Source organism: Jhaorihella thermophila (assembly GCF_900108275.1).
GTDB classification, from domain to species: Bacteria; Pseudomonadota; Alphaproteobacteria; order Rhodobacterales; family Rhodobacteraceae; genus Jhaorihella; species Jhaorihella thermophila.
The window spans coordinates 27,344-49,051 of sequence record NZ_FNVD01000017.1 but is presented as its reverse complement, the minus strand read 5'-3'; the positions used below and the strand labels follow the sequence as shown (position 1 = coordinate 49,051).

17 protein-coding genes and 2 pseudogenes are annotated in these 21,708 nt (G+C 66.0%); 5 read left to right on the top strand and 14 right to left on the bottom strand.

From position 1 onward, the window contains the following. Positions 1-361 precede the first annotated feature (361 nt). The 3 genes from C4S70_RS19415 to C4S70_RS15375 all read left to right on the top strand — a co-directional run bounded on the left by C4S70_RS19415 (position 362) and on the right by C4S70_RS15375 (position 4,344). A complete protein-coding gene (locus C4S70_RS19415; protein ID WP_327315738.1) occupies positions 362-1,612 on the top strand; it encodes a M10 family metallopeptidase C-terminal domain-containing protein in 1,251 nt (416 codons plus the stop codon). A 77-nt stretch (positions 1,613-1,689) separates the two neighbouring features. Continuing rightward, positions 1,690-2,880 (top strand): multidrug effflux MFS transporter, encoded by a 1,191-nt coding sequence (locus tag C4S70_RS15380; protein ID WP_268807792.1) that lies wholly within the window; start codon positions 1,690-1,692, stop codon positions 2,878-2,880. A gap of 63 nt (positions 2,881-2,943) precedes the next feature. After that, on the top strand, positions 2,944-4,344 hold the full coding sequence (locus tag C4S70_RS15375) for a helix-turn-helix domain-containing protein (protein ID WP_104008993.1): 1,401 nt from the start codon (positions 2,944-2,946) through the stop codon (positions 4,342-4,344). Positions 4,345-4,383: 39 nt separating this feature from the next. On the opposite strand, the gene C4S70_RS15370 is transcribed toward C4S70_RS15375, so the two are convergent. The 6 genes from C4S70_RS15370 to C4S70_RS15345 form a co-directional block, all read right to left on the bottom strand. After that, a complete protein-coding gene (locus C4S70_RS15370) occupies positions 4,384-4,641 on the bottom strand; it encodes a YdcH family protein (protein ID WP_104008992.1) in 258 nt (85 codons plus the stop codon). Positions 4,642-4,735: 94 nt separating this feature from the next. Then, positions 4,736-5,389, bottom strand: coding sequence for a thermonuclease family protein (locus tag C4S70_RS15365; RefSeq protein WP_104008991.1), 654 nt, complete (start codon positions 5,387-5,389; stop codon positions 4,736-4,738). 79 nt (positions 5,390-5,468) lie between these two features. Further along, the gene (gene betA / locus C4S70_RS15360; protein WP_104008990.1) at positions 5,469-7,127 is read right to left on the bottom strand and encodes a choline dehydrogenase; all 1,659 of its coding nucleotides are present in this window, start codon (positions 7,125-7,127) and stop codon (positions 5,469-5,471) included. Positions 7,128-7,163: 36 nt separating this feature from the next. Then, entirely contained in the window at positions 7,164-7,733 is a 570-nt protein-coding gene (gene betI / locus C4S70_RS15355; protein WP_104008989.1) for a choline-binding transcriptional repressor BetI, read from the bottom strand. A gap of 111 nt (positions 7,734-7,844) precedes the next feature. Further along, complete coding sequence (locus C4S70_RS15350; protein ID WP_235003846.1) at positions 7,845-8,750, bottom strand: DMT family transporter; 906 nt, start codon at positions 8,748-8,750, stop codon at positions 7,845-7,847. A 52-nt stretch (positions 8,751-8,802) separates the two neighbouring features. Then, complete coding sequence (locus tag C4S70_RS15345) at positions 8,803-9,405, bottom strand: LysE/ArgO family amino acid transporter (RefSeq protein WP_104008988.1); 603 nt, start codon at positions 9,403-9,405, stop codon at positions 8,803-8,805. Between the two features lie 94 nt (positions 9,406-9,499). On the opposite strand from C4S70_RS15345, the gene C4S70_RS15340 reads away from it, so the two are divergent. Further along, positions 9,500-10,405 (top strand): LysR family transcriptional regulator ArgP, encoded by a 906-nt coding sequence (locus C4S70_RS15340; RefSeq protein WP_104008987.1) that lies wholly within the window; start codon positions 9,500-9,502, stop codon positions 10,403-10,405. A gap of 51 nt (positions 10,406-10,456) precedes the next feature. On the opposite strand, the gene C4S70_RS15335 is transcribed toward C4S70_RS15340, so the two are convergent. Further along, entirely contained in the window at positions 10,457-11,197 is a 741-nt protein-coding gene (locus C4S70_RS15335; protein ID WP_104009001.1) for a YebC/PmpR family DNA-binding transcriptional regulator, read from the bottom strand. Between the two features lie 106 nt (positions 11,198-11,303). On the opposite strand from C4S70_RS15335, the gene C4S70_RS15330 reads away from it, so the two are divergent. Continuing rightward, the gene (locus C4S70_RS15330) at positions 11,304-13,076 is read left to right on the top strand and encodes an SLC13 family permease (protein ID WP_104008986.1); all 1,773 of its coding nucleotides are present in this window, start codon (positions 11,304-11,306) and stop codon (positions 13,074-13,076) included. Between the two features lie 8 nt (positions 13,077-13,084). Here C4S70_RS15330 and C4S70_RS15325 read toward each other — a convergent pair whose 3' ends face one another. The 7 genes and pseudogenes from C4S70_RS15325 to C4S70_RS15295 form a co-directional block, all read right to left on the bottom strand. Further along, the gene (locus C4S70_RS15325) at positions 13,085-13,996 is read right to left on the bottom strand and encodes an FAD:protein FMN transferase (protein WP_104008985.1); all 912 of its coding nucleotides are present in this window, start codon (positions 13,994-13,996) and stop codon (positions 13,085-13,087) included. A gap of 1 nt (position 13,997) precedes the next feature. After that, a complete protein-coding gene (locus tag C4S70_RS15320; protein ID WP_104008984.1) occupies positions 13,998-14,561 on the bottom strand; it encodes a nitrous oxide reductase accessory protein NosL in 564 nt (187 codons plus the stop codon). Then, positions 14,558-15,379, bottom strand: coding sequence for an ABC transporter permease (locus C4S70_RS15315; protein ID WP_104008983.1), 822 nt, complete (start codon positions 15,377-15,379; stop codon positions 14,558-14,560). Before C4S70_RS15315 ends, C4S70_RS15320 begins: the two co-directional genes overlap by 4 nt. Next, positions 15,376-16,269, bottom strand: coding sequence for an ABC transporter ATP-binding protein (locus C4S70_RS15310; protein WP_104008982.1), 894 nt, complete (start codon positions 16,267-16,269; stop codon positions 15,376-15,378). Before C4S70_RS15310 ends, C4S70_RS15315 begins: the two co-directional genes overlap by 4 nt. Before the next feature lie 2 nt (positions 16,270-16,271). Beyond that, positions 16,272-17,564, bottom strand: coding sequence for a nitrous oxide reductase family maturation protein NosD (locus tag C4S70_RS15305; protein ID WP_200822774.1), 1,293 nt, complete (start codon positions 17,562-17,564; stop codon positions 16,272-16,274). Positions 17,565-17,569: 5 nt separating this feature from the next. Then, positions 17,570-19,485, bottom strand: a pseudogene (gene nosZ, locus C4S70_RS15300) (TAT-dependent nitrous-oxide reductase). After that, positions 19,478-21,705, bottom strand: a pseudogene (locus tag C4S70_RS15295) (4Fe-4S binding protein). The pseudogenes nosZ and C4S70_RS15295 overlap by 8 nt, the downstream one beginning before the upstream one ends. Positions 21,706-21,708 lie beyond the last annotated feature (3 nt).

Here is a 21,708-nt window from a genome sequence, read left to right as displayed (position 1 = left end):
TGCGGCGCTGACCGCCCCCCATGCGGGCTGTCTCGCGGCGGCGCTCAAGCTCGGAAAGAATGTCCTTCATGATCCGGTGTCCCCTTTGGCATTTTTGCGGGACCATTTGGTCTGGACATCTTGCCAAAGCTGAATTGCGAAAATTTGCAAATGTTTTTCCGAAAGCACAACGCAAACTGCAAACTACGCAAATCCGCCTATGGCTTGGCACTTTTCTGCCGTCTTGAATTCGCCGGGATGGGCAACCGGCACGCCAGTCCCCTATGAGTATCGGAGGCCAATAACGGGAGACTCGGGCATGACGAGCAAGGCGGACATTTTGAATGCGATGCAGTTTTCCTTCTTCGCGAAGAATCCCCCCATGAACACCTCGAATGACGGGCGCTACACGATCACCTATCAGTATGCTGGGACAAGAGCGCCCGGTGATCTTCCGACCGGCTCGGGATACAGCGGGTGGACCAGCTTCACCAATGCCGAGAAAGCCGCCTTCGAGGCCCAGCTGGCGCATATCGAATCCTTCCTGAACGTGGACTTTGTCGAAGTCAGCGGGCGCGCCGATCCGGACATGAATGTGGGCAAGGTCAACATGTCCGGCGGTGTGCTGGGCACCGGCGGCTACGGGATCCGCTATTCGAGTAAGACCGGACTGGAGTATGATTCATTCGTCGTGTTCAAGAACACGCTTGACCTGTCATCCCCGACCAACGTCAACACGATCCTGCACGAGCTGGGCCACGCGCTGGGCCTGAAGCACCCCTTCAGCGCTCCATCGCTGCCTGCAGCGGAGGAGAACAACAAGTTCACCATCATGTCCTACTCGGCCAATCCCGACACGGGCACGCGCGGCGACGCGCTGATGCTGTATGATGCGTTCGCGTTGCAGGACATCTGGGGAAGCGCGAAATCCAACCCCGGCGACACCCTTTACACCGGCCCGCGCACCAACACGATCGACGTGATCTGGGATTCGGGCGGAATCGACGCCCTGGATGCCAGAGGCTATGTGCAAGGGGTCGAACTGGATCTGCGCAATTTCCATTTCTCCCGGTTCGGTTCTCATGACGATGTGGCCATGGGCTATGGAACGCGGATGGAGAACGCCTTTGGCGGATCGGGCGCGGATGTCATCAACGGCAACTGGCTGGACAACGTTCTGAAAGGCGGACGAGGCAACGATCTGATCAGGGCCCGCAACGGGAATGATCTGGTTCAGGGCGAGGATGGCAATGACCGCCTGAACGGGCAATTCGGCGACGACGTGATCGAAGGCGGGACCGGCAATGACCTGCTCTATGGCGACAAGGGGCGGGATTCGCTGGACGGCGGCTCGGGCAACGATACGCTGATCGGAGCGGCCGGCGATGACCTTCTGACCGGCGCGGCGGGGTGGGACAGGTTCCTGTTCTCCAAGGGCTATGGCGCGGACACTGTTGCGGACTTTCAGGACAACATCGACGACCTGCGGTTCACGGGCTTTGGAAGCGTTGAACAGGTCCGGGCAACGGCCCAGCAAGTTGCGTCTGACGCCGTGTTCGACTTTGGCGGCGGCGATGTTCTGACCGTGCTCAACGCAACCGTTTCGCAGGTCTTTGACGACATTCTGACCTGACGGCACTTTGGCAGCGGGTGGACAAACGGGCCGTGCTGGCCTAACGCGGTTATCAGGTTAACAATCTTTCGCCGGGTTTGCCGTTGCCGCCCACCCCACCACACATATTGACCCTGGTCCTGGTGTCGGGTCTGTCGGCATTGTGCATGAACATTTTTCTGCCCAGCCTGCCGAACATGACCGAGCATTTCCGGACGGACTACCGGCTTATGCAATTGTCGGTCGCGCTCTACCTGGGCGTCAACGCGGTGATCCAGATCCTGGTCGGCCCCGTGGCCGATCAGATGGGGCGGCGCCCGGTGATCCTGTGGGGGCTGGCGCTGTTCTGCCTGGCCACGCTGGGCTGTCTGCTGGCGCCCTCGGTCGAGGTTTTTCTGGCCTTTCGCATGGCCCAGGCGGTGGTCGCCGTCGGCATGGTGCTCAGCCGCGCTGCGATCCGCGACCTCTATCCGCAGGACAAGGCCGCCAGCATGATCGGCTATGTCACGATGGGCATGGCGGTGGTGCCAATGATTGGACCGGCGGTCGGCGGCATTCTGGACGAACTCTTTGGCTGGAAGGCGAATTTCTGGCTGCTCCTGCTTCTGGGCCTGGCCGCTTGGGCGCTGGTGCGCATCGATTTCGGGGAAACCGCCAGAAAAAGCGGGCTCACCTTGGCGCAGCAGTTCCGAGAGTATCCCGAACTGCTGCGCTCGCCCCGGTTCTGGGGCTATTCGCTGGCCTCGGGCATGTCGGCGGGGGCATTTTTTGCCTATCTCGGCGGCGCCCCTTTCGTGGGCACCGAAGTCTTTGGCATGAGCCCCGGCGAATTGGGGTTCTATTTCGGCGCGCCGGCCGTGGGCTACTTTCTGGGCAACTTCATCAGCGGGCGGTTCTCGGTCCGCTTCGGCGTGAACCGCATGGTGATGTGGGGGTGCTGGGCGAACGGGCTGGGCATCACCGCATCGCTGCTGATCATGCTCAGCGGCGGCGGCTCGGCCATCACCTTTTTCGGCTTCATGACTTTCGTCGGGCTCGGCAACGGCATGTCGATCCCCAACGCAACCGCCGGGGCAATGTCGGTGCGGCCACATCTGGCCGGCACGGCATCCGGGCTGAGCGGCGCGATCATGCTGGGCGGCGGCGCGGGGCTGAGCGCGTTGGCCGGCACCCTGCTGACGCCGGAAACCGGCGCATTGCCGCTGCTGTGGCTGATGCTGGCAACGGCGGCGCTGGCGGTGGCCGCGATCTCGGTCGTGATCCGACGAGAGCGGCAACTGGGGCTGTGACCGCTTGCCTGAGTCGATTTGCAAACATAAGATACCGAAAACGCAAACCTGCGAAGGCGACCGATGGCGACACAAAAGCTCTATGCTGGGGCCAAGCTGCGCGAGATCCGCACGCGGCTGGGTCTTACCCAGAAGGACTTTGCCACCAAGCTGGGCGTCAGCCTGCCCTATCTGAACCAGATGGAGAACAACAACCGCCCCGTCAGCACGACGGTGGTGCTGGCGCTGGCGCAGGAATTCGGCGTGGATGTGACGGAACTGTCGACCGGCGACAGCGAACGGCTGGTCAGCGACATGCGCGAGGCGCTGGCCGATCCGGTCTTTGCCGACACGATGCCGCCGCTGGCAGATCTGCGGCTGACCGCGTCGAACGCGCCGGCGTTGGCGCGGGCGTTTCTGGCCCTGCACCGCAGCTATCGCCAGACCCACGAGCGGCTGGCGTCGCTGGACGAGGCGCTGGGGCGCGAGGACGCCCGGTTGCAGGCCAGTCCCTGGGAAGAAGTGCGCGACTTCTTCCACTATTGCGACAACTACATCGACGCGGTTGACCGCGCGGCAGAACATTTCGCCGCCAGCGGCGGCGCGGATGCCGATTCGCGCCAGATCGCGCGGGACTGGCTGCGGTCACAAGGGGTCGCAGTCGAAATCGCCGACATCCCGCAGCTGCGCCGTTATGACCCCGACGCCCGGACCTTGCGCCTGTCGGCCCGCGCCGCGCCGCAGACCCAGACCTTTCAGATGCTGCTACAGGTGGCGCTTTTGCAGCAGGACAAGCTGCTCGAGGCGACGCTGGATCTGGCCCGGTTCCAGAGCGAAGAGGCCCGTGCCATCGCCAAGATAGGGCTGGCCAACTATTTCGCCGGCGCCGTGCTGATGCCCTATGGCCGGTTTCTCGAGGCCGCCCGCGCCTTTCGCCACGACCTGGAGATCCTGTCGAACCGCTTTGGTGCCTCGATCGAACAGGTCGCGCACCGGCTGTCCACGCTGCAACGCCCCGGCGCCAAGGGGATCCCGTTCTTCTTCGTCCGCGTCGATCAGGCCGGCACGATCACCAAACGCCACAGTGCCACACGCCTGCAATTCGCCCGGTTCGGCGGCGCCTGCCCGCTCTGGAACGTCCACCGCGCCTTCGAAACGCCGGGCCGGTTCCTTCTGCAACTGGCCGAGACGCCGGACGGGGTGCGTTATATCTCGCTGGCCCGGGACGTGTCGAAATCGGGCGGCTCCTTCGGCGCGCCCGTCAGGCGCTATGCCATCGCCCTGGGCTGCGAGGTGCGGCACGCGGATTCGCTGGTCTATGCGGACAAGCTGGATGTGAACAACGCCGCCGCCTATGAACCGATCGGCATTTCCTGCCGCATTTGCGAGCGCGCCGAATGCCACCAGCGGTCGGTGCCGCCGTTGGAACGCCGGTTGAACATCGAGGAAAACGAACGGAGCGTTCTGCCCTACCGCGTGCGCTGAGCGGCGGGCGGAACGCCCCGGTCCTTCGCCAACCGCACCTCAGGACGCAGTGGCCTGTCCATGCTCCGAAAGGATCCGCCAGATCTCGTCCTTGAGATGGGCCCGCTTCTTGCGAAGCTCCACTTCGGCCAGTTCCTCCATCGGCTCGACAAGTGTTTCGGCCCGATGCACCGCCCTGTTGATCTTGTGATATTCGTCGAACAACCGCGCGAAGTGCTGATCGCTGACCTTCAGTTTCTGCATCAGCTCCACCTTGTCGGGGAATTCCTCGGCAAGTTCGTGCGGAACGTGGGACATGCACTCTCTCCTTTTTCTCACTGGGTTCCGATTTCGGAAGCAGGGTAGCCCAGTCCCGTCGCCGCCTTCCTTGACCCGGATCAAAAGACGCCGATCAATTCCGCGCCCGACGCCATCCTGCGGCCTGCGCTTCGGCCTCGGAACAGAACCAGCGTTCGCCTTTCGACGGCGATATGCGGGTCCGGTCATAGTCGCGCTGACCCGGGACGTGGTAGATCCGGCGCCCACCGCGCGAAATGTTCCCCTTGATGACGCAGCCCCGCGCCGGCGGCGGGGCACCGCGCGCCCTGCGAAACTCCGCCGGACGGTCGAGCGTCGCCGCGTGCAGCCCCCGCCCCGTAACCACCGCGCGTTTCTCGTCCAGATCGTAGTCCATCGAATACCGGCGATAGGCAAAGGCGATGCCTTCGGAAACCATAACGCGGGCCGCATCCGCGCCTTCCACGAAACACCGCGCGACGGTCCGGCCGTAGCGGTCGGTGGCGATCCGCTCGCAAATGGCCGTCCTGCCCTCGAAGCGACGACGTGTCTCCTGCGCGGCCCAGCGCCCGCAATCGCGGTCCCGGCGGTCGGGCCATGTGCAAGGCTGGCCCAGCTCTGGCGCGTCAATGCCGAACAGGCGCACCTTCTCGCCGCCCACCCGCCAGGTGTCGGCGTCGATCACGCGGACGGTGCCGGACGGTCCGGCGAGCGCCAAAACGGGCAGAACCGCGACGACAAGAACAAGAAGAGAACAATTCCTTAACATCCGGTCAATCTGCGCCGAGGCGCGGCGCAGATCAAACCGATCCTTGTCGCAAGGTTAACGGCGGTGCGTGCCGGCCACCCTACCGCTGCGCGGTCTGCCAGTTCGAGTGAATCCATGGCTGCACATTGGCCCGCGGCAGCGGATCGCGCCCCAGAACATGGTCCGAGATCTTTTCCCCCACCATGATCGACGGTGCGTTCAGGTTGCCGTTGGTGATGCGCGGAAAGATGCTGCTGTCGGCCACCCGCAGCCGCTCCACCCCGATCACCCGGCCCTCGGGGTCCACCACCGCGTCCGGATCGTCCGCCCGCCCCATCCGGCAGGTGCCGCAGGGATGGAACGCGCTTTCGGCATGTTCGGCGATGAAGGCGTCCAGTTCGTCGTCGCTCTGCACCGCGTCGCCGGGCTGGATCTCGAAATCGGCGTAAGGCTCAAAGGCCGGCTGGGCAAAGATTTCCCGCGTGAGCCGGATGCAGGTGCGGAAATCCTCCCAGTCCTGATCGGTGGACATGTAGTTGAAGCGGATGATCGGCGCCTCGGCCGGGTCGGCCGACCGCAGCCGCAAATGCCCGCGCGAGGGCGAGCGCATCGGGCCGACATGGGCCTGGAACCCGTGGCCTTCGGCTGCGGCCTTGCCGTCGTAGCGCACCGCGATTGGCAGGAAATGGAACTGGATGTCCGGATAGGGCACGCCTGGGCGCGAGCGGATGAAGGCGGCGCTTTCGAACTGGTTCGACGCGCCCAGCCCCTTTTTCGTGAACAGCCACTGCGCCCCGATCACCGCCTTGGAAAAGATGTTCCAGTGCTTGTAGAGCGTGATCTGCTGTTTCGAGGCCATCTGGATGTAGAGCTCCAGATGATCCTGAAGGTTCGCGCCCACGCCGGGGCGGTCGGCGACCACCTCGATCCCGTGTTCGGCCAGGTGCGCCCCCGAGCCGATCCCCGACAGCATCAGCAGTTTCGGCGAGTTGATCGAGGACGCGGCGATGATCACCTCCCGCCGGGCGCGGATCACCTCCGCCCGGCCCTTGCGGATCACCTCGACCCCGGTGGCGCGTTTCTCTTCAAGCACCACGCGGGTCGCGAGCCCACGCACCACGTCCACGTTGCCCCGCCGCATGGCCGGTTTCAGATAGGCGTTGGCCGCCGACCAGCGCCGCCCGTTCCAGACGGTCTGTTCCATCGGGCCAAAGCCTTCCTGCTTTTCGCCATTGTAGTCATGGGTGACCTCGTAGCCCGCCTGCCGGCCGGCTTCGACGAAAGCGTGGTAGAGCGGGTTCCGGCGCGGCCCGCGCGTGACATGCAGCGGCCCGTCCGAGCCGCGCCATTCCGGGTCGCCGCCATGCCCGCCGTCATGCCAGCTTTCCTGCCGCTTGAAATAGGGCAGCACGTCGGCATAGGACCAGCCGTCCGCGCCCTGCTCGGCCCAGTGGTCGAAATCCATCGCGTGACCGCGGACATAAACCATGCCGTTGATGCTGGAGGATCCCCCGATCACCTTGCCGCGCGGGCAGACCAGCCGCCGGTTGTTGAGCGCCGGTTCGGGTTCCGCCACATAGCCCCAGTCATAGCGGGACATGTTCATCGGATAGCTCAGCGCCGCCGGCATCTGGATGAACGGGCCGGCATCCGTTCCGCCATATTCGATCACCAGAACCGACGCCCCCGATTCCCCCAGGCGGTAGGCCATGGCGCAGCCCGCAGAACCCGCGCCGACGATGACGAAATCCGCTTCCATCCCGTTTCCCTGTTCAGTCTTGATCCGGGCGGGTCATCAGCCCGCCGCCTTGAGCATCTCCAGCACCCGCATCGCGTGATCCAACGCCGCCTCGGGCGCCTCCGGGGCGTGCAGGGCGGCGCGGATGTAAATCCCGTCGATCAGCGCCACCAGCGTTTCCGCCGCGGCGCGCGGATCGGCCACCCGCCCGCGCAATGCATGGGTCAGGTTCGAATTCAGCCGCGCCTGATAGATCCGCCACAGCTTCAGCGCCGCGTCGTTGGTCTGGGCCAGCACATAGAACGACATCCACGCGCTCACCGCCGCGCGGGTAAAGCTCGAGGGGGCGAAACTGGCGCGGATGATCGCCTCGGCCCGCCGGTCGGGGGCGGCGGCCTTCAGTTCGCGACGCGCCTCCTCGCCGAAATCGGTCAGGATCCGGCGCATCGCGGCCAGAAATATCTGCTCCTTGCCGCCGAAATAGTGATGCGCCAGCGCGCTGGACATGCCGGCGCGGCGGGCGATCTGGCTGACGGTCACGTCCAGCGACCCGGCCGCGCCGATCTCGGCGATGGTCGCCTTGACCAGCGCCTCGCGGCGAATGGGCTCCATGCCGAGCTTGGGCATCGCGGGTGACTCCGTTCCAGAACGGAGGCCACTGTATTTTTCGTTTATTGACTCGTCAATCAACAAACGTGCCGGACGGAATACGACCCGGCTCCGAATGGCGATTTTGGGTCAGACCTTGGTTGCGGGGGCCGGGGGCGTGATGGTGCGGCGGCGCACGACCGCCTCGCGCCAGGTGATGAAGGTGACCGCGCCCAGGATGAGGCCGCCGCCGGTCAGAACCCAGATGTCCACCGGCTCGCCAAAGACCAGCGCGCCCAGCGCCGTGGCCCAGACCAGCTGCAGAAAGGTCACCGGCTGCGTTACGGTCACGGGCGCTTCGCGAAAGGCCAGGGTCATCGTGTAGTGGCCCGCGGTGGCGAAACAGGCCACGCCGAACAGGATCACCAGTTCGTTCAGCGTCGGCGTGACCCAAACGGCGGCGGCGAAGGGCGCCAGCGCCAGCGTCACCCAGATCGACAGATGCGCCACCACCAGCGCCGGGCTGACCCGCGACGACAGCACCTTGGCCAACAGGTAGGAGCCGCCGAACACCAGCGCCGCCAGCAGCATGGCCAGATGGCCGGGGCTGACCTCGCGAAAGCCGGGGCGCAGGATCACCACCGCGCCCAGCAGCGCCGCCAGAACGGCGGCGATCCGCCGCGCTGCCAGTTTCTCGCCCAGAAACAGCGCCGCGCCGATGGTGACATAGACCGGAGAGAGATAGTTCATCGCCGTGACCTCGGCCAGCGGGATCTGGGTCATGGCAAAGAACCACAGCATCACCCCGCCCGCATGCAGCAGGCCGCGCCCGGCGAACATGGCCAGCAGCCGCCGATCGGTCCTCTGGCGCAGGATCGGGCGCAGCACCGGCAGCATGAACACCAGCCCCAGCACATAACGCAGAAAGGCCTGTTCCTGCGGCGGCACGCGGGGACCGAGATACTTGACCAGCGCCGTCACCGCAACAAAGCACAGCCCCGTCACCAGCATCCAGAAGATGCCAAGCAACGGGCGGGAGGCGGGCGCATCACTCATGTCGAGCCTTGAACACCCTTTCGCGGCGCCGCGCAAGTCCTTCACATGACAATCAACCGCCCCAGAGCAGCCCCGCCGCGATCGCCCACATGGTCAGGCCGATGACGAAATCCAGCACCTGCCAGGCCCTTGGCCGCTCGAACACCGGCGCCAGCAGGCCCGCGCCATAGCCCAGGCCAAAGAAGAACACGAAGGAGGCCGACGCCGCCCCAAGACCAAAGGCGAGCCGGTCGTCATACTGGGCCGAGATCGACCCGATCAGCACCACCGTGTCCAGATAGACATGCGGGTTGAGCCAAGTGAAGGCCAGCACCGTCGCCAGTGCGGCGGCCAGCGTGAGGCCCTGGTCGCACCCCGCCTTCAGCGCCGCGCCCCCGGTCCAGGCCGCCCGCAGGCTGGCCGCGCCATACCACAGCAGGAATGCCGCCCCGCCCCAACGCATCAGCGGCCCGAACCATGGCGCGGCGTCGGCCAGCGTGCCAAAGCCGGCCACGCCCGCCCCTATCAGCACCGCGTCCGACAGCGCGCAGGTCAGGCAGATCCAGAACACATGCTCGCGCCGCAACCCCTGCCGCAGGACAAAGGCATTCTGCGCGCCGATGGCGAGGATCAGGCTGAAGCCGAGCGCAAAGCCCGGCAGAAAGGCGGCTGGCATGGCGGTTTTCCGTTCGATTCGACTGCACGGTTTGACTAATCCCGGCCGATCTCGTAATCAAATTAAAGGTTTTGATCCAAATTAAGTCAGGCTAATGCAATTCGACCGCCATCACCTTACCGCCCTGTCGGCGGTGCTGCGGCTGGGCAGTTTCGAGGCCGCCGCTGCCGAACTCTCCGTCACCCCTTCGGCGGTGTCCCAGCGGATCAAGGCGCTGGAGGACCGGGTCGGCGTGGTGCTCGTCAACCGCGGCGCGCCCTGCACCGGCACGCCCGCCGGCCTGCGGCTGGCGAAACATGCCGAGGATGTCGGGCTGCTCGAGGCGCAGCTGAGCCGCGAACTGGCGCTGGACATGGATGCAGGGCCGACGCGGTTGAGGATCGCGGTCAATGCCGACAGCCTGGCCACCTGGTTCGTGGGCGCCATGGCCTCGGTGCCGGGTCTTCTGTTCGAACTGGCGGTGGACGATCAGGACCACAGCGCCGAATGGCTGAAACGCGGCGAGGTCAGCGCCGCGGTCTGCGGCGTGGGCAAGCCGGTGACGGGCTGCGACGTCACGGCCCTGGGCGAGATGCGCTATGTCGCCGTGGCCAGCCCCGATTTCATGGCGCGGTGGTTTCCCGAGGGCGTGACGCCCCGCGCGCTGGCCCGCGCGCCCTGCCTCTCCTTCGGTCCCAAGGACGCGCTGCAGCGCAACTGGATCGCGCAGACCTTTGACGGTGCACGCGTCTCGCCGCCCGCGCATGTGCTGCCCTCCACCCAAGCCTTTGTCGAGGCCGCCCGGCTGGGCATCGGCTGGGGCCTGAACCCGATGGGCATGGTGCGCGGGCACATGCGCAAGGGGCGGCTGGTGCCGCTGGTGCCGCACACTCCACTGGACGTGCCCCTGTTCTGGCAGGTCAGCCGCGTCATGGCCGCGGCGCTGGAACCGGTGACGGCCAGCGTCACGCGTTCGGCCGGACGCACGCTGCGCCGGATGCAGCGCCAGGATGGCGCCTAACGCAAAGGGGCGCCGAAGCGGCGCCCCTCGTGTCCTTCGCGAACCGGCGCATCACATCTGCGCCATCACCTCTTCGGACAGGTCGGCATTGGTGGTGACGTTCTGCACGTCGTCGTCATCCTCCAGCGCTTCGACCAGCTTCATCAGCTTCTGGGCGCCTTCCAGGTCCAGCTCGGTCGTGGTGGTCGGCTGCCAGATCAGCTTGGTCGATTCCGCCGGCCCCAGCGCCTCTTCCAGCGCGGTGGAGACAGAGGCCAGCTCGGTCGGGTCGGTATAGATGAAATAGCCGTCGTCGGTTTCCTCGACATCCTCGGCCCCCGCCTCGAGCGCGGCTTCGAACACGGTTTCATACGGGGCGACAGTGAGCGGATAGATGATCTGGCCCATGCGTTCGAACATGAAGCCGACGCTGCCGGTTTCGCCCAGATTGCCGCCGTTCTTGTTGAAGATCGACCGCACGTTCGACGCGGTCCGGTTGCGGTTGTCGGTCATCGCCTCGACGATGATCGCCACGCCGCCGGGGCCGTAGCCTTCATAGCGGATCTCTTCATAGGCCTCGGCCTCGCCACCCTGCGCCTTCTTGATGGCGCGCTCGATGTTTTCCTTGGGCATCGACTGGGCCTTGGCCTCGCGCACGGCAAGGCGCAGGCGCGGGTTTTTGTCCGGGTCCGGGTCGCCCATCTTGGCGGCCACGGTGATTTCCTTGGACAGTTTCGAAAACAGCTTGGACCGCGCGGCGTCCTGACGTCCCTTGCGGTGCTGAATGTTCGCCCATTTGGAATGGCCTGCCATGATCTCTTCCCGTGATGGTTCCTGAATCGGGCCCATATAGACCGCCGTCGCGGATCTGTTCAAGGCAACGCTTGCCGGGCCCCGCGCCGCATATATGGTAGTTGCCATGACATTTGACCAGATCACCCTGTTCGTCTTGTTTGCCGCGGTGTTCGGCCTGCTGCTCTGGGGGCGGTTCCGCTATGATCTGGTCGCCTTCACCGCGCTGCTGGTCGGCGTGGTGCTGGGGGTGGTTCCAACGAAAGAGGCGTTTTCCGGTTTCGGCCACCCCGCGACGCTGGTGGTGGCGCTGGTGCTGATCGTGTCAGCCGGACTTGTGCGATCCGGCGCGGTGCTGCTGATTACCCGCACGCTGGTCGATGCCTCGCGGTCGCTGGGGGCGCATATCGCCATCATGGGCGGGATCGGCGCGGTGCTGTCGGCCTTCATGAACAACGTGGCGGCACTGGCGCTGCTGATGCCGGTGGACGTGCAGACCGCGCGCAAGGCCGGGCGGTCGCCGGCGCTGTCGCTGATGCCGCTGAGCTTTGCCACCATCCTTGGTGGCATGGCCACGCTGATCGGCACGCCGCCCAACATCATCATCGCCGAGATACGGGCCGAAGCCACCGGCAGCCCCTTTCACATGTTCGACTTTGCCCCCGTTGGCGGTCTGGCCGCGCTGGCGGGGCTGGTCTTTGTCGCGCTGATCGGCTGGCGTCTGATCCCGGAACGCGGGGACACCGGGCGCAAGGCGCAGGATCTGGCCGAATACATCGCCGAACTGACAGTGCCCGCCGAATCCCCGCTGATCGGCCGGCGGCTGGCCGAACTCTACCCCGTAACCGACAAGGCCGACCTGGCCATCCTCGGCCTGATCCGCGACGGCAAGCGGCGCTATGGCCGGGCCGCGAACGCGATCCTGCGGGCGGGCGATGCGCTGGTGATCGAGGCCACGCCCGAGGCGCTGGACGAATTCCGCGCCGCGCTGAAACTCGATTTTTCGGACGCGCAACGCCAGGAGCTGCTGACAGCCGCCGGCGAAGGGCTGGACGTGATAGAGGCCGTGGTGCCCGAAGGCGCCCGCATCGCCGGCAGGACCGCACAGGCCGTGGGGCTGGCATGGCGGCGCAACACGGTGCTGTTGGGGATATCCCGGCATGGGCAGCGGATCACGGCCCATGTGCGCCAGACGCCGATCCGGGCGGGCGACCTGCTGCTGTTGCTGGTGCCGCGCGGGACGGGAGCGGACGTGGCCGAATGGCTGGGTGCCCTGCCGCTGGCCGAGCGCGGCCTGACCGTCACCGCCAATGAAAAGACCTGGGCCGGGATCGGGCTGTTCGCGGCGGCGGTGATCGCGGCGAGTTTCGGGCTGATCTACCTGCCCATCGCGCTGGGGCTGGTGGTGGTGGGCTATGTCCTGACCCGGATCCTGCCGATTTCCGAGATCTACAACCACGTCGAGTGGCCGGTCGTCGTGCTGCTGGGGTCGATGATCCCGCTGGGCGCGGCGCTGGAAAGCTCCGGCGGCACGGCATTGATCGGGGGTGGTCTGATCCGGCTCACCGAAGGTCTGCCCGCCTGGGCGGTGCTGACCGTGCTGATGGTGGTGACGATGACGCTGTCGGACGTGCTCAACAACACCGCCACGACCATCGTCGCCGCCCCGGTGGGCATCCAGATGGCGCATGCTCTGGGCGTGTCGCCGGACCCGTTCCTGATGGCGGTGGCAGTGGCGGCGTCCTCGGCCTTTCTGACCCCGATCGGGCACAAAAACAACACGCTGATCCTCGGCCCCGGCGGCTATCGCTTTGGCGACTACTGGCGGATGGGTCTGCCGCTGGAAATCCTCGTGATCGCGGTCAGCATCCCGGCGATCCTGCTGTTCTGGCCTCTGTAGGTGCTGCGTCAGGCGAGATGGACAATCTCCGCCCCCGCAAAGCCCCCCACCGCCCGCGCGAACGCTTTGCGCGACATCAGGCACCCGGCAGTGCTGAGCCCGTCCGCGATGGCCGCCGAAGGCGCGGCGACGCTGACCAGGGTCCACCGCGACGGGGCCGGGCGACCGGTCTCGGGGTTCAGGATATGCCCCGCCGTGCCGATCCTCGTCCCCGTCGGTGCGGAGCTCGCCAGCGCCCGGTCGCGCAGGTGGACCGCATCCGGGATGCGCTGGCCGCCGGCTTGCAGCGCCACCGGCCGGTCGCCCCCGCCGGGCCGTCCGCCCAGCGCGTGCAGCTCTCCGGTATCGACCATCACGTCGGTCAGCCCCTCTGCCCGAAGCATCGCCGCGACCCGGTCGGCAATGTAGCCTTGTGCGATCCCGTTCAGCGTCAGCGCCATACCGGGACGAGCGAAACGGACGCCGCCCCCGTCGAAGCGGAGGTTTTCCCATCCAACCCGCTGTGAAATACCGGCAATCTCATCCGCCGAAGGCGTCGTGCCGGATTGCGCGCACGCCGCGTAGAGCGCCCAGAGCGGCTGCACCGTCGGGTCGAACGCACCACCGGTCGCGGCATGGATCGCGCCGCACAGTCCGAGGCACTCCAGCAACTCGAAGGGCGGGTTGTCGAGCCGCCCGTCCCGATTCAGCCGCGCCAGCGCAGACCGCGGGCGGTAGAGACTGAAGATGTCCTCCAGCCGGTCGATCTCGGCCCGGGCGCGGGCGGTGATGCGGCGAGCGTCCGGGTGCGCCAGCGTGATCGAGGCGCGCGCGCCCAGCGCGATGCCCTGCCAGCGAAAAATCTCTTCGCCCCGTGCCGGCCCCGCGGCGAAGGCAGCGGCACTGATGGCCAGAAAGCGGCGGCGTGAAACCCCTGTCATGTCAACCATTTCCCTTGTGACTGACCGCTTTGAGGCGGTCCAGATAGTTGTCTTCATCCGGATCGGCGCCCTGGTCGGCCACCGGGGCCAGAACGGCCGCATCCGGGATCTCGGCCAGCCGCACGACGCGCCCGCCATGTTTCGCGGCGAAGCCTTCGGCATCGGCGCGGACCGAAAACGGCACGATCTCCTCGGCCCCCATGCCGCCTGTCGCGTCCGATCCCAGCACAAAGAAGGCGTCCGCCGCCAAAACCCAGTTGTCGGCGCCGGGGTTCTGCCAGCTGGGTGCGTGGCTCATGTCGCTGACATAGATCGCGGCGATTTCCGCCTCTTGTTCAGGCATCCGGGCATAGGCGATCGCGTCCCGCACCTGCGCAAAGAACAGCGGCGCCAGTGCGCCTTCCAGATGCACCTGCCCCTTGGGTCCGTCATGTTCGCCCAGCGCCATCTGGCAGTAAAAGCCCAAGGCATCCTCGGTCATCGCCACAGGCTGTGGAATGGCGGCCTGTTCATCCTTGCAGGCCGCGACGACCAGCAGGGCGGCAAGAATCAGGACAGGTTTCATGGCACGATCCTCCGGAACCGCCAGGCTGCAAGGCCAAAGGCGATCAGCGGCCAGACGGCGACGCTGGCCAGCGCCCGCATCGGCGCGATCGACTGCGCCGCGCCGCTGACGCCGGACGCGGCGGCGGTGGCCTCGCTGGCGGCGAGGTTGAACAGGCGGAAGGCGTCCGCGGGGTTGCCGATCAGCAACCACGGGAACACGGTTTCAGTGAAGGCGCCGCCATCGTCGGCCACGATCGCGGCCAGCAGTCCAAGGTCGTAGAGCACGATCGCCACCAGCCACAGGCCGATCACCAGCCCGGCGGCGGTGGCCGGGCGCCGCGACAGCGCCGAGGCAAGATAGCCCAACCCCACGAAGCCCGCGCCCAGCAGCACCGACGACCAGTAGAGCCGCACCAGCGCGGCCAGCCCCTGCGCCGCATCTTCGTCCAGCCAGAACGCGGTGATCGCGGCCACCCCATAGCCCACCAGCAACGCCAGCGCGAGGATGCCCACATGCGCCACGATTTTGCCCAGCAGCACGGCCGGGCGCGACACCGGATAGGCCAGCGTCAGCCCCAGCGTGCCGCGCTCGACCTCGCCGGCCGCGGCGTCGAAACTCACCAGCAGCGCCATCAGCGGCACGAGATAGACCGCCAGCCCGGTCAGGCTCGCCACCGTGACCGACAGCTGGTCGGCGCCCAAGGTGCCGGTCGGCCCGCTGCCGGCAAGGGTCAGAACCAGCGAAAACAGCGCCATGGTCACGGTCAGGATGATGATCCAGCGGTTGCGCAGCGCGATGCGGAATTCGGCATCCGCAAAGCCTATGATGCCGCTCATTTTCCGGCCCTCCGGCTGAAATGGTCATAGATGTCGTCAAGGCTGGGCGGCACCACGTCGAGATCGCGCACCTTGGCCCTCAGCGCGGTGATCTCGCGCAGCCGCGCCAGCTTGTCCTCGGGCGAACAGGTCAGGTCCACGATGACCCCGTTGCTCCGCCCCCCGCGCAGCGCCTGGGCCACCTCGTCGGCGGCGCCGGGCCGGGCAGCGATCTGGATATGGGTCGGCAGGCCGGCCTGTTCGCGCAGCCCCGCCAGCGTGTCGTCGGCCACCACCCGACCCCGCGACAGGATCACGATCCGGTCGGTGCGCGCCTCGACCTCGGTCAGGGCGTGGCTGGACAGCAGGATCGCGGTGCCCTGCGCGGCCAGCTCATCGAGGATCGCGTAGAATTCGCGCCGCGACACGGGGTCGAGCCCGCTGGTCGGCTCGTCCAAGATCATCAGTTTCGGCCGGCCGATCAGAGCCTGCGCCAGCCCGACCTTCTGCCGCATCCCCTTGGAATAGGTGCCGATCCGCCGCCCGGCGGCATGGGCCAGCCCGACCCGGTCCAGCAGCTCGTCGGCCAGCTTCACCGGCTGGCGGCGCAACCGCAGATAGAGCCGGATCTGTTCCCGCCCCGTCAGCGCGGAATGAAACGCCACGTTTTCCGGCAGATAGGCCACCTGCATCCGCGCCGCGCGACTGCCCGGCGCGGCGCCCATCACCTTTATCCGCCCGCTGTCATGCGGTTGCAGACCCAGGATCGCCTTCATCAGCGTGGTCTTGCCCGCACCGTTGTGACCCAGAAGCGCAATCTTCTGCCCCGCGCCGACGGTGAAGGATACGTCCTTCAATGCCTCGAACCCGTCGAAGCGCTTGCAGACCTTGTCCAGGATCAGGTTGTCCATGTTCACGAGCCCTCCTTGCGGGCGAGATATTCGGCCTCCATCGCCTCGACCTGCGCCGGCACGGGGATCTCCACCGGCGTCATCAGCGGGTGGCTGTCCACCACCCCGCCCGGCAGGGTCGCGGGAAAGCTCGACTGGGTCCAGCGCACCAGCTGCACCGCAGGCGATCCCAGCAGCAGCCGCGCCGCCGGCTGCGACCACAGGATGTGGTCCATCAGGTCATTGGGGCGATAGACCCCATCGGCGATCCCGTCGCCGTCGAGGTCGAAGGCCGGGTTGTCCGACCAGTAGTTGCCGCGGCCATCCAGGCTCCACTCCACCATGCGGGTGCCGACATATTTCACCTGCGTGCGGTTGCCGATGAACGCGTTTCCGGTCACGGCGTTGCGTTCCGACCCGGCGGTAAAATGGATGCCGATCTCGCAGCCCTCGAAGCGGTTGCCATAGATCAGGTTGCGATGGGCGTTGTAGATGAAGGTGCATTTCTTCTGCCCCCCGCGCACCAGGTTGCCGGTGATGTCGGACTTGTTGGCATAGTTCAGCATCACTCCATGATCGCGGTCATGCAGCGAAAGATTGCCGCGCGCGGTGATGCGGTCGGAAAACATCAGTGCATAGCCCAGGTGATTGCCGATCGAGACGTTGCCGATCACCTCGGAGTCGTTGGTATACATGTAGTGAACCGCAAAGCGCAGGTCGCGGAACAGGTTGCGGGCAAAGATGTTCTTCTTCGACGAGTTGGTGAAGATCCCGTCGCGGCCCCAGCGGATGTCGTTTTCCTCGACCCGCGCGCCGGGGGCGTTCCAGACATAGACCCCGTTGCCGCGGCTGTTCATGTGCCGGTCGCGCCGGCCACGGATAACGTTGTCCGCCACCAGCGCATCGCGCGCGCCGTGGATGTCGATGCCGTAAAGGTTGCCTTCCAACCGGTTGCCGATCACGCGGGCGCGGGTCGCGCCCTTGGTCAGTTTCACACCGCTGTCGATCGCGTCATGCGACGAGCCCGACCCCCGGATGATGCAGCCCTGCACCATCGAATCGGGCGCCGAAACGGTCACGGCGCTGCCCTGCCCGCCGCCGTCGATCACGGCATCCTCCGCACAGACCAGCGAAAGCGGCCGGTCCAGCGTGACCGGACCGGCATGGATGCCCGGCGCGAGGCGAAGCGTATCCCCCGCGCCGGCGGTTTTCATAGCCTCTGCCAGCGCCCCCCCGCCCGCCGGCACGTCGATCACCGCCGCCTGCACCTGCAGGGGCAACGTCATCAGGGCCGCAAGGGCAAGGGGGCGCAGCATCGGTTTCAGGCTCCTTTCGGTTCGACGAGCATCCGGCCGCGCATTTCCATGTGCAGCGCGTGGCAGAACCACTGGCAATAGAACCAGTGCACGCCCGGACGGTCGGCGGTGAAGGTGACCGACGCGGTCGCCTGCGGCGCGATCTCGAAGGCGATACCGTGGTTCGACAGGGTAAAGCCGTGGGTCACGTCGTCCACGTCGTCGAGGTTGGTGATGTAGATCGTCACCTCGTCGCCTTCCTTCACCGTGAACTTCTCAAGGCTGAAGGTCGGCGCCTGGCTGGTCATGTAGACGCGCACCTTGCGGGGATCGTCCTTGTCGCGGATCGGCTCCTCGGCGCCTTCTTCCAGATCGACGCCATCGGCCTCGGCCTGCTTGCGGGCGTCTTCCCACATGGGATCGTTGCGGTCCCAGACCCGTTTCGGGTTCACGATGTCGGCGCGCACGATGATGCTGTCATGCGGCTCGGCAAAGGTGGGGCCGTCGTGGACCACCTTCATCTCGTCGGTCGAGATGTCGATAACCTGCTCGTTCTCGGGCTTGAGCGGGCCGACATTCAGGAACCGGTCCTTCGAGAACTTGTTCATCGAGATCAGCCACTTGCCGTCGGCCTCCTTGGTTTCGCCCATCGAGGTCGAGTTGTGGCCGGGCTGATAATGCACGTCCACCTTCGAGATGATCGGATCCACGTCCTCGCCCGCATAGGCGCGGATTGCCTTGTCGATGTTCCACTTCACGATCTGACTGTCCAGGAAGAGCGTGGTATAGGCGTTGCCCTTGCCATCATAGGCGGTGTGAAGCGGCCCAAGGCCCAGTTCCGGTTCGGCCACCACGCAGGAGCGCGGATCCGCGTTGCTTTCGAACAGGGCATCCACCTTGGTCACGTCGATCACCGAGCAGGTCGGCGACAGCTTGCCGTTGATGACCACGTGCTTGCCGTCGGGCGCGGTGTTCACGCCATGCGGCGAGTTCGGGATCGGCACGTAGCGGGTGTAGTTCTTGTTCTTGCCCTTGCGGCCGTCGATCACCTTGACGCCGTTCAATTCGATATAGTCGCCGTTGGCGATGCCCTTCTCGATCTCCTTGATGTTGAAGATGACCACGTGGTCCATCTCGTTCGCCGTCATCTCGGCCAGGTTCATCCCCATTTCCGAGTTGTAGCTGGTCGAGAAGGCGTATTTGCCCTGATAGTCGCAGTCGGTGTTGTCGAGGTTGCCCGACACGATCACCTGCCAGGCGATCTCCATCGTGTCGCCGTCGATGGCGGTAAAGATGTTCACGTATTGCGACGGATCGTCGAGGACCGAGCCGTCGTTGACCAGCGGGCCTTCGTGTTCGCCGTTGGCAAAGACGTAACCGGTGCGCGGGTATTTCTGCAGGCGCATCCCGTGGATGTCATGCGCGTTCGGGATCTCGATGATCTTGTCGCATTTCATCACGTCACAGCGCACGCGCGCCACGCGGGTGTTGGCCTTGTCGTTCATGAACAGGTAGCGGCCGTCATAGGTGCCGTCGGTGAACGACATATGCGGGTGGTGCAGGTCGCCGTTGTCATAGGTGACCTTGCCGCGCTTGGCCAGGAACGCCTTGGTTTCATCGGTCAGGCCCTCGGTCAGAACCTTCAGCGATTCATTGGTCTGGCCCCAGCCGGTTGCCGACAGCGGTTGAACACCGGCACGCGCATCAGCTCGCGCATGGACGGGAAGCCCAGGATGCGCAGTTCGCCCGTCTGGCCCGAGGACCAGAAGCCGTAATATTCGTCCAGCTCGCCCGGCGCCTTCTCGGCCTTGCCGGCTGCGGCGCGGGCCTCGTTGGCCATTGCCAACCAGCTGCCGGCGGTCGCGGTGGCCACCGCGCCGGCGGCGGTCGCGCCGAACAGGCCACGACGGGAAATGCCGCGTTTGTGAGCAGTGTCAGACATTTGGGATCTCCTTCTTCTCGAGTTTGCCGGCCAGGGCCTGATCCATTGCGCCCTTGGCGGCTTCCAGTGCGGCGCGGTCCCTCTCGCGCCGCTTCAGTCGCTTGATGACAACCGGGCACTTGGCCTTGCTCTGGTAGAGCACTCGGCAATGCAGGCAGTTGATGCATTCGTTGGGGTTGATCTCGCCCGTCGGGTGGATCGCCTGAACCGGGCACTCGTTCGCGCAGGTGTGGCAGGGGCTGCCGCATTCCCTGTAGCGTTTCAGCCAGTCGAACATTCGCATCCGCGCCGGGATCGCCAGCGCCCCGCCCAGGGGACACAGGTAGCGGCAGTAGAACCGTTCGATGAACAGCCCTGCGACCAGAAGCGCCACCGCGAACAGAACGAAGGGCCAGGGGCGCATGAACTTGAGGATGATCGAGGTCTTGAAGGGTTCGACCTCGGCGTAAAGCTCGGCCAGCGACAGCGAGATCACCGACAGTCCGAACAGAGCGAGGAAGATGATGTATTTCAGCGCCCACAGCCGTTCGTGCAGCGCCCAGGGCACCGTGATCTGCGGCACGCGCAGGGCGCGGGCGATGCGGTTGGTCAGCTCCTGCAGCGCGCCGAACGGGCACAGCCAGCCGCAGAACGCCCCCCGCCCCCAGAAGATCAGCGCTGCCGCGACCGAGCACCACAGGATGAACACCAGCGGGTCCATCAGGAAGGCCTCCCAGGTGAAGCCTTCGCGCAGCGAAGCAAAGAGCGCCATCAGGTTGACCACCGACAGCTGCGCATTCTGCATCCAGCCGACAAAGACCAGCGTCAGCGCCAGGAACCCCATGCGGAACCAGAAGAAGATCCGTTCGTTGCGCGTGGCCCAGATCTGGAAGAAGAACACCGCCGTCAGCACGCCGATCATGCCCAGAAGCAGCGCGATCTCGGCCTTCTTGCCCAGCCAGATCCGTTTCCACAGGCCCGTGCGGGCAGCCTGTTCGTCCTGCGCCGCCTCGGCTGGCGTAGCCTGCGCCTGCGGCTCGGCCGGCACCTCGCGCAGGAACCGCTCCGGCAGGCGATAGCCCAGTTCGAAGGTGGTAAAGACCTTCTCGACCGGCCCGACGGCCCGCTGCACCAGCAGTTGCAACGTCCAGGGTCTGGTCGGGTCAAAGCCGCTGTCGGCGGGAATGCGGAAGATGTCCAGTTCGGTGAACTCGGGCGCATCCTCGACGGCCAGCGCCCCGATCCGACGGTGGTCACGGTCGTGGAAGCGCACGGTAATGTCGCCCTGCACCAGCGCGATACGGTCAAAGATGCCGCCGCGCACATAGCCCGACCCCTTGAAGGAATAGCGCCCGCGCCCGGCCACGACGATCGCGTGATCGCCGGGGTTCAGGAACTTCTCCTGATTGGCGTATTCGTTATCCCCCAGCAGCGCGCGACCGATCTGCGGCACCGACACCAGGGCGGCATACATGTCGATGAACCGCTCGTCGGGCGCGCCCTTTTCGGGCCGCTTGACGGCACGCGGGTCGCCCATCGCCTCGAAGGCGGCGTTCACCTGGCCCACGTCCAGCGACAGCCGCCGCACGGTCCCGTCCCCGGTCAGGCTCAGCCAGTCGGCGGCCACCTCGGCTTCGGGGGCGATCTCGACCTTCGGGCCGGTGTCCTCGGCCGGGGCAAGCCCCCCAGGCCCAGCGCGCGCGCCACCTTGACCCCTGAGCGCAGGATCGAATCGTCCATCACCATCACGGTCACGGTCGCGCCCGAAATGATCTCGAGCTCATGCGCCGTGCCGCGCTCTGTCGCCTCGCGGGCGAGGTCGGTGCCGACATAGCCCTCGGTCAGTTCGACCATCTCGCTGTTGGGAATGCCGATCAGGATGATCGGTTCGGATTGCTCGACCAGCTCGGCGCCAACGATGGTCGCGTCGTCGTCAACCGCCACGAGGACATGGATCGGCTTGCCGGAATAGCCGATGGTCGAAACGAAATCGGTGGTGATGTAGGCCCAGGCGATCCGCTCGCCGTTCTTCAGAACCGGAGCGACGGGCATGTCTTCGCGGATCGCGCCGTATCCGGTGGCGCCGGGCACCAGGTCCGAAGCGGCAACCTCGGGCAAGAAGCGCTCAAGAACGTTCCCGGCCAGGGCCCGGGTCGCACCCGTGCCCAGCAAGAGCGCCAGCACAAGGATTGTCAGGGATGCCCGAAATGCGCGGCAAACGCTGCTGCTCGATGCCTTCATGCC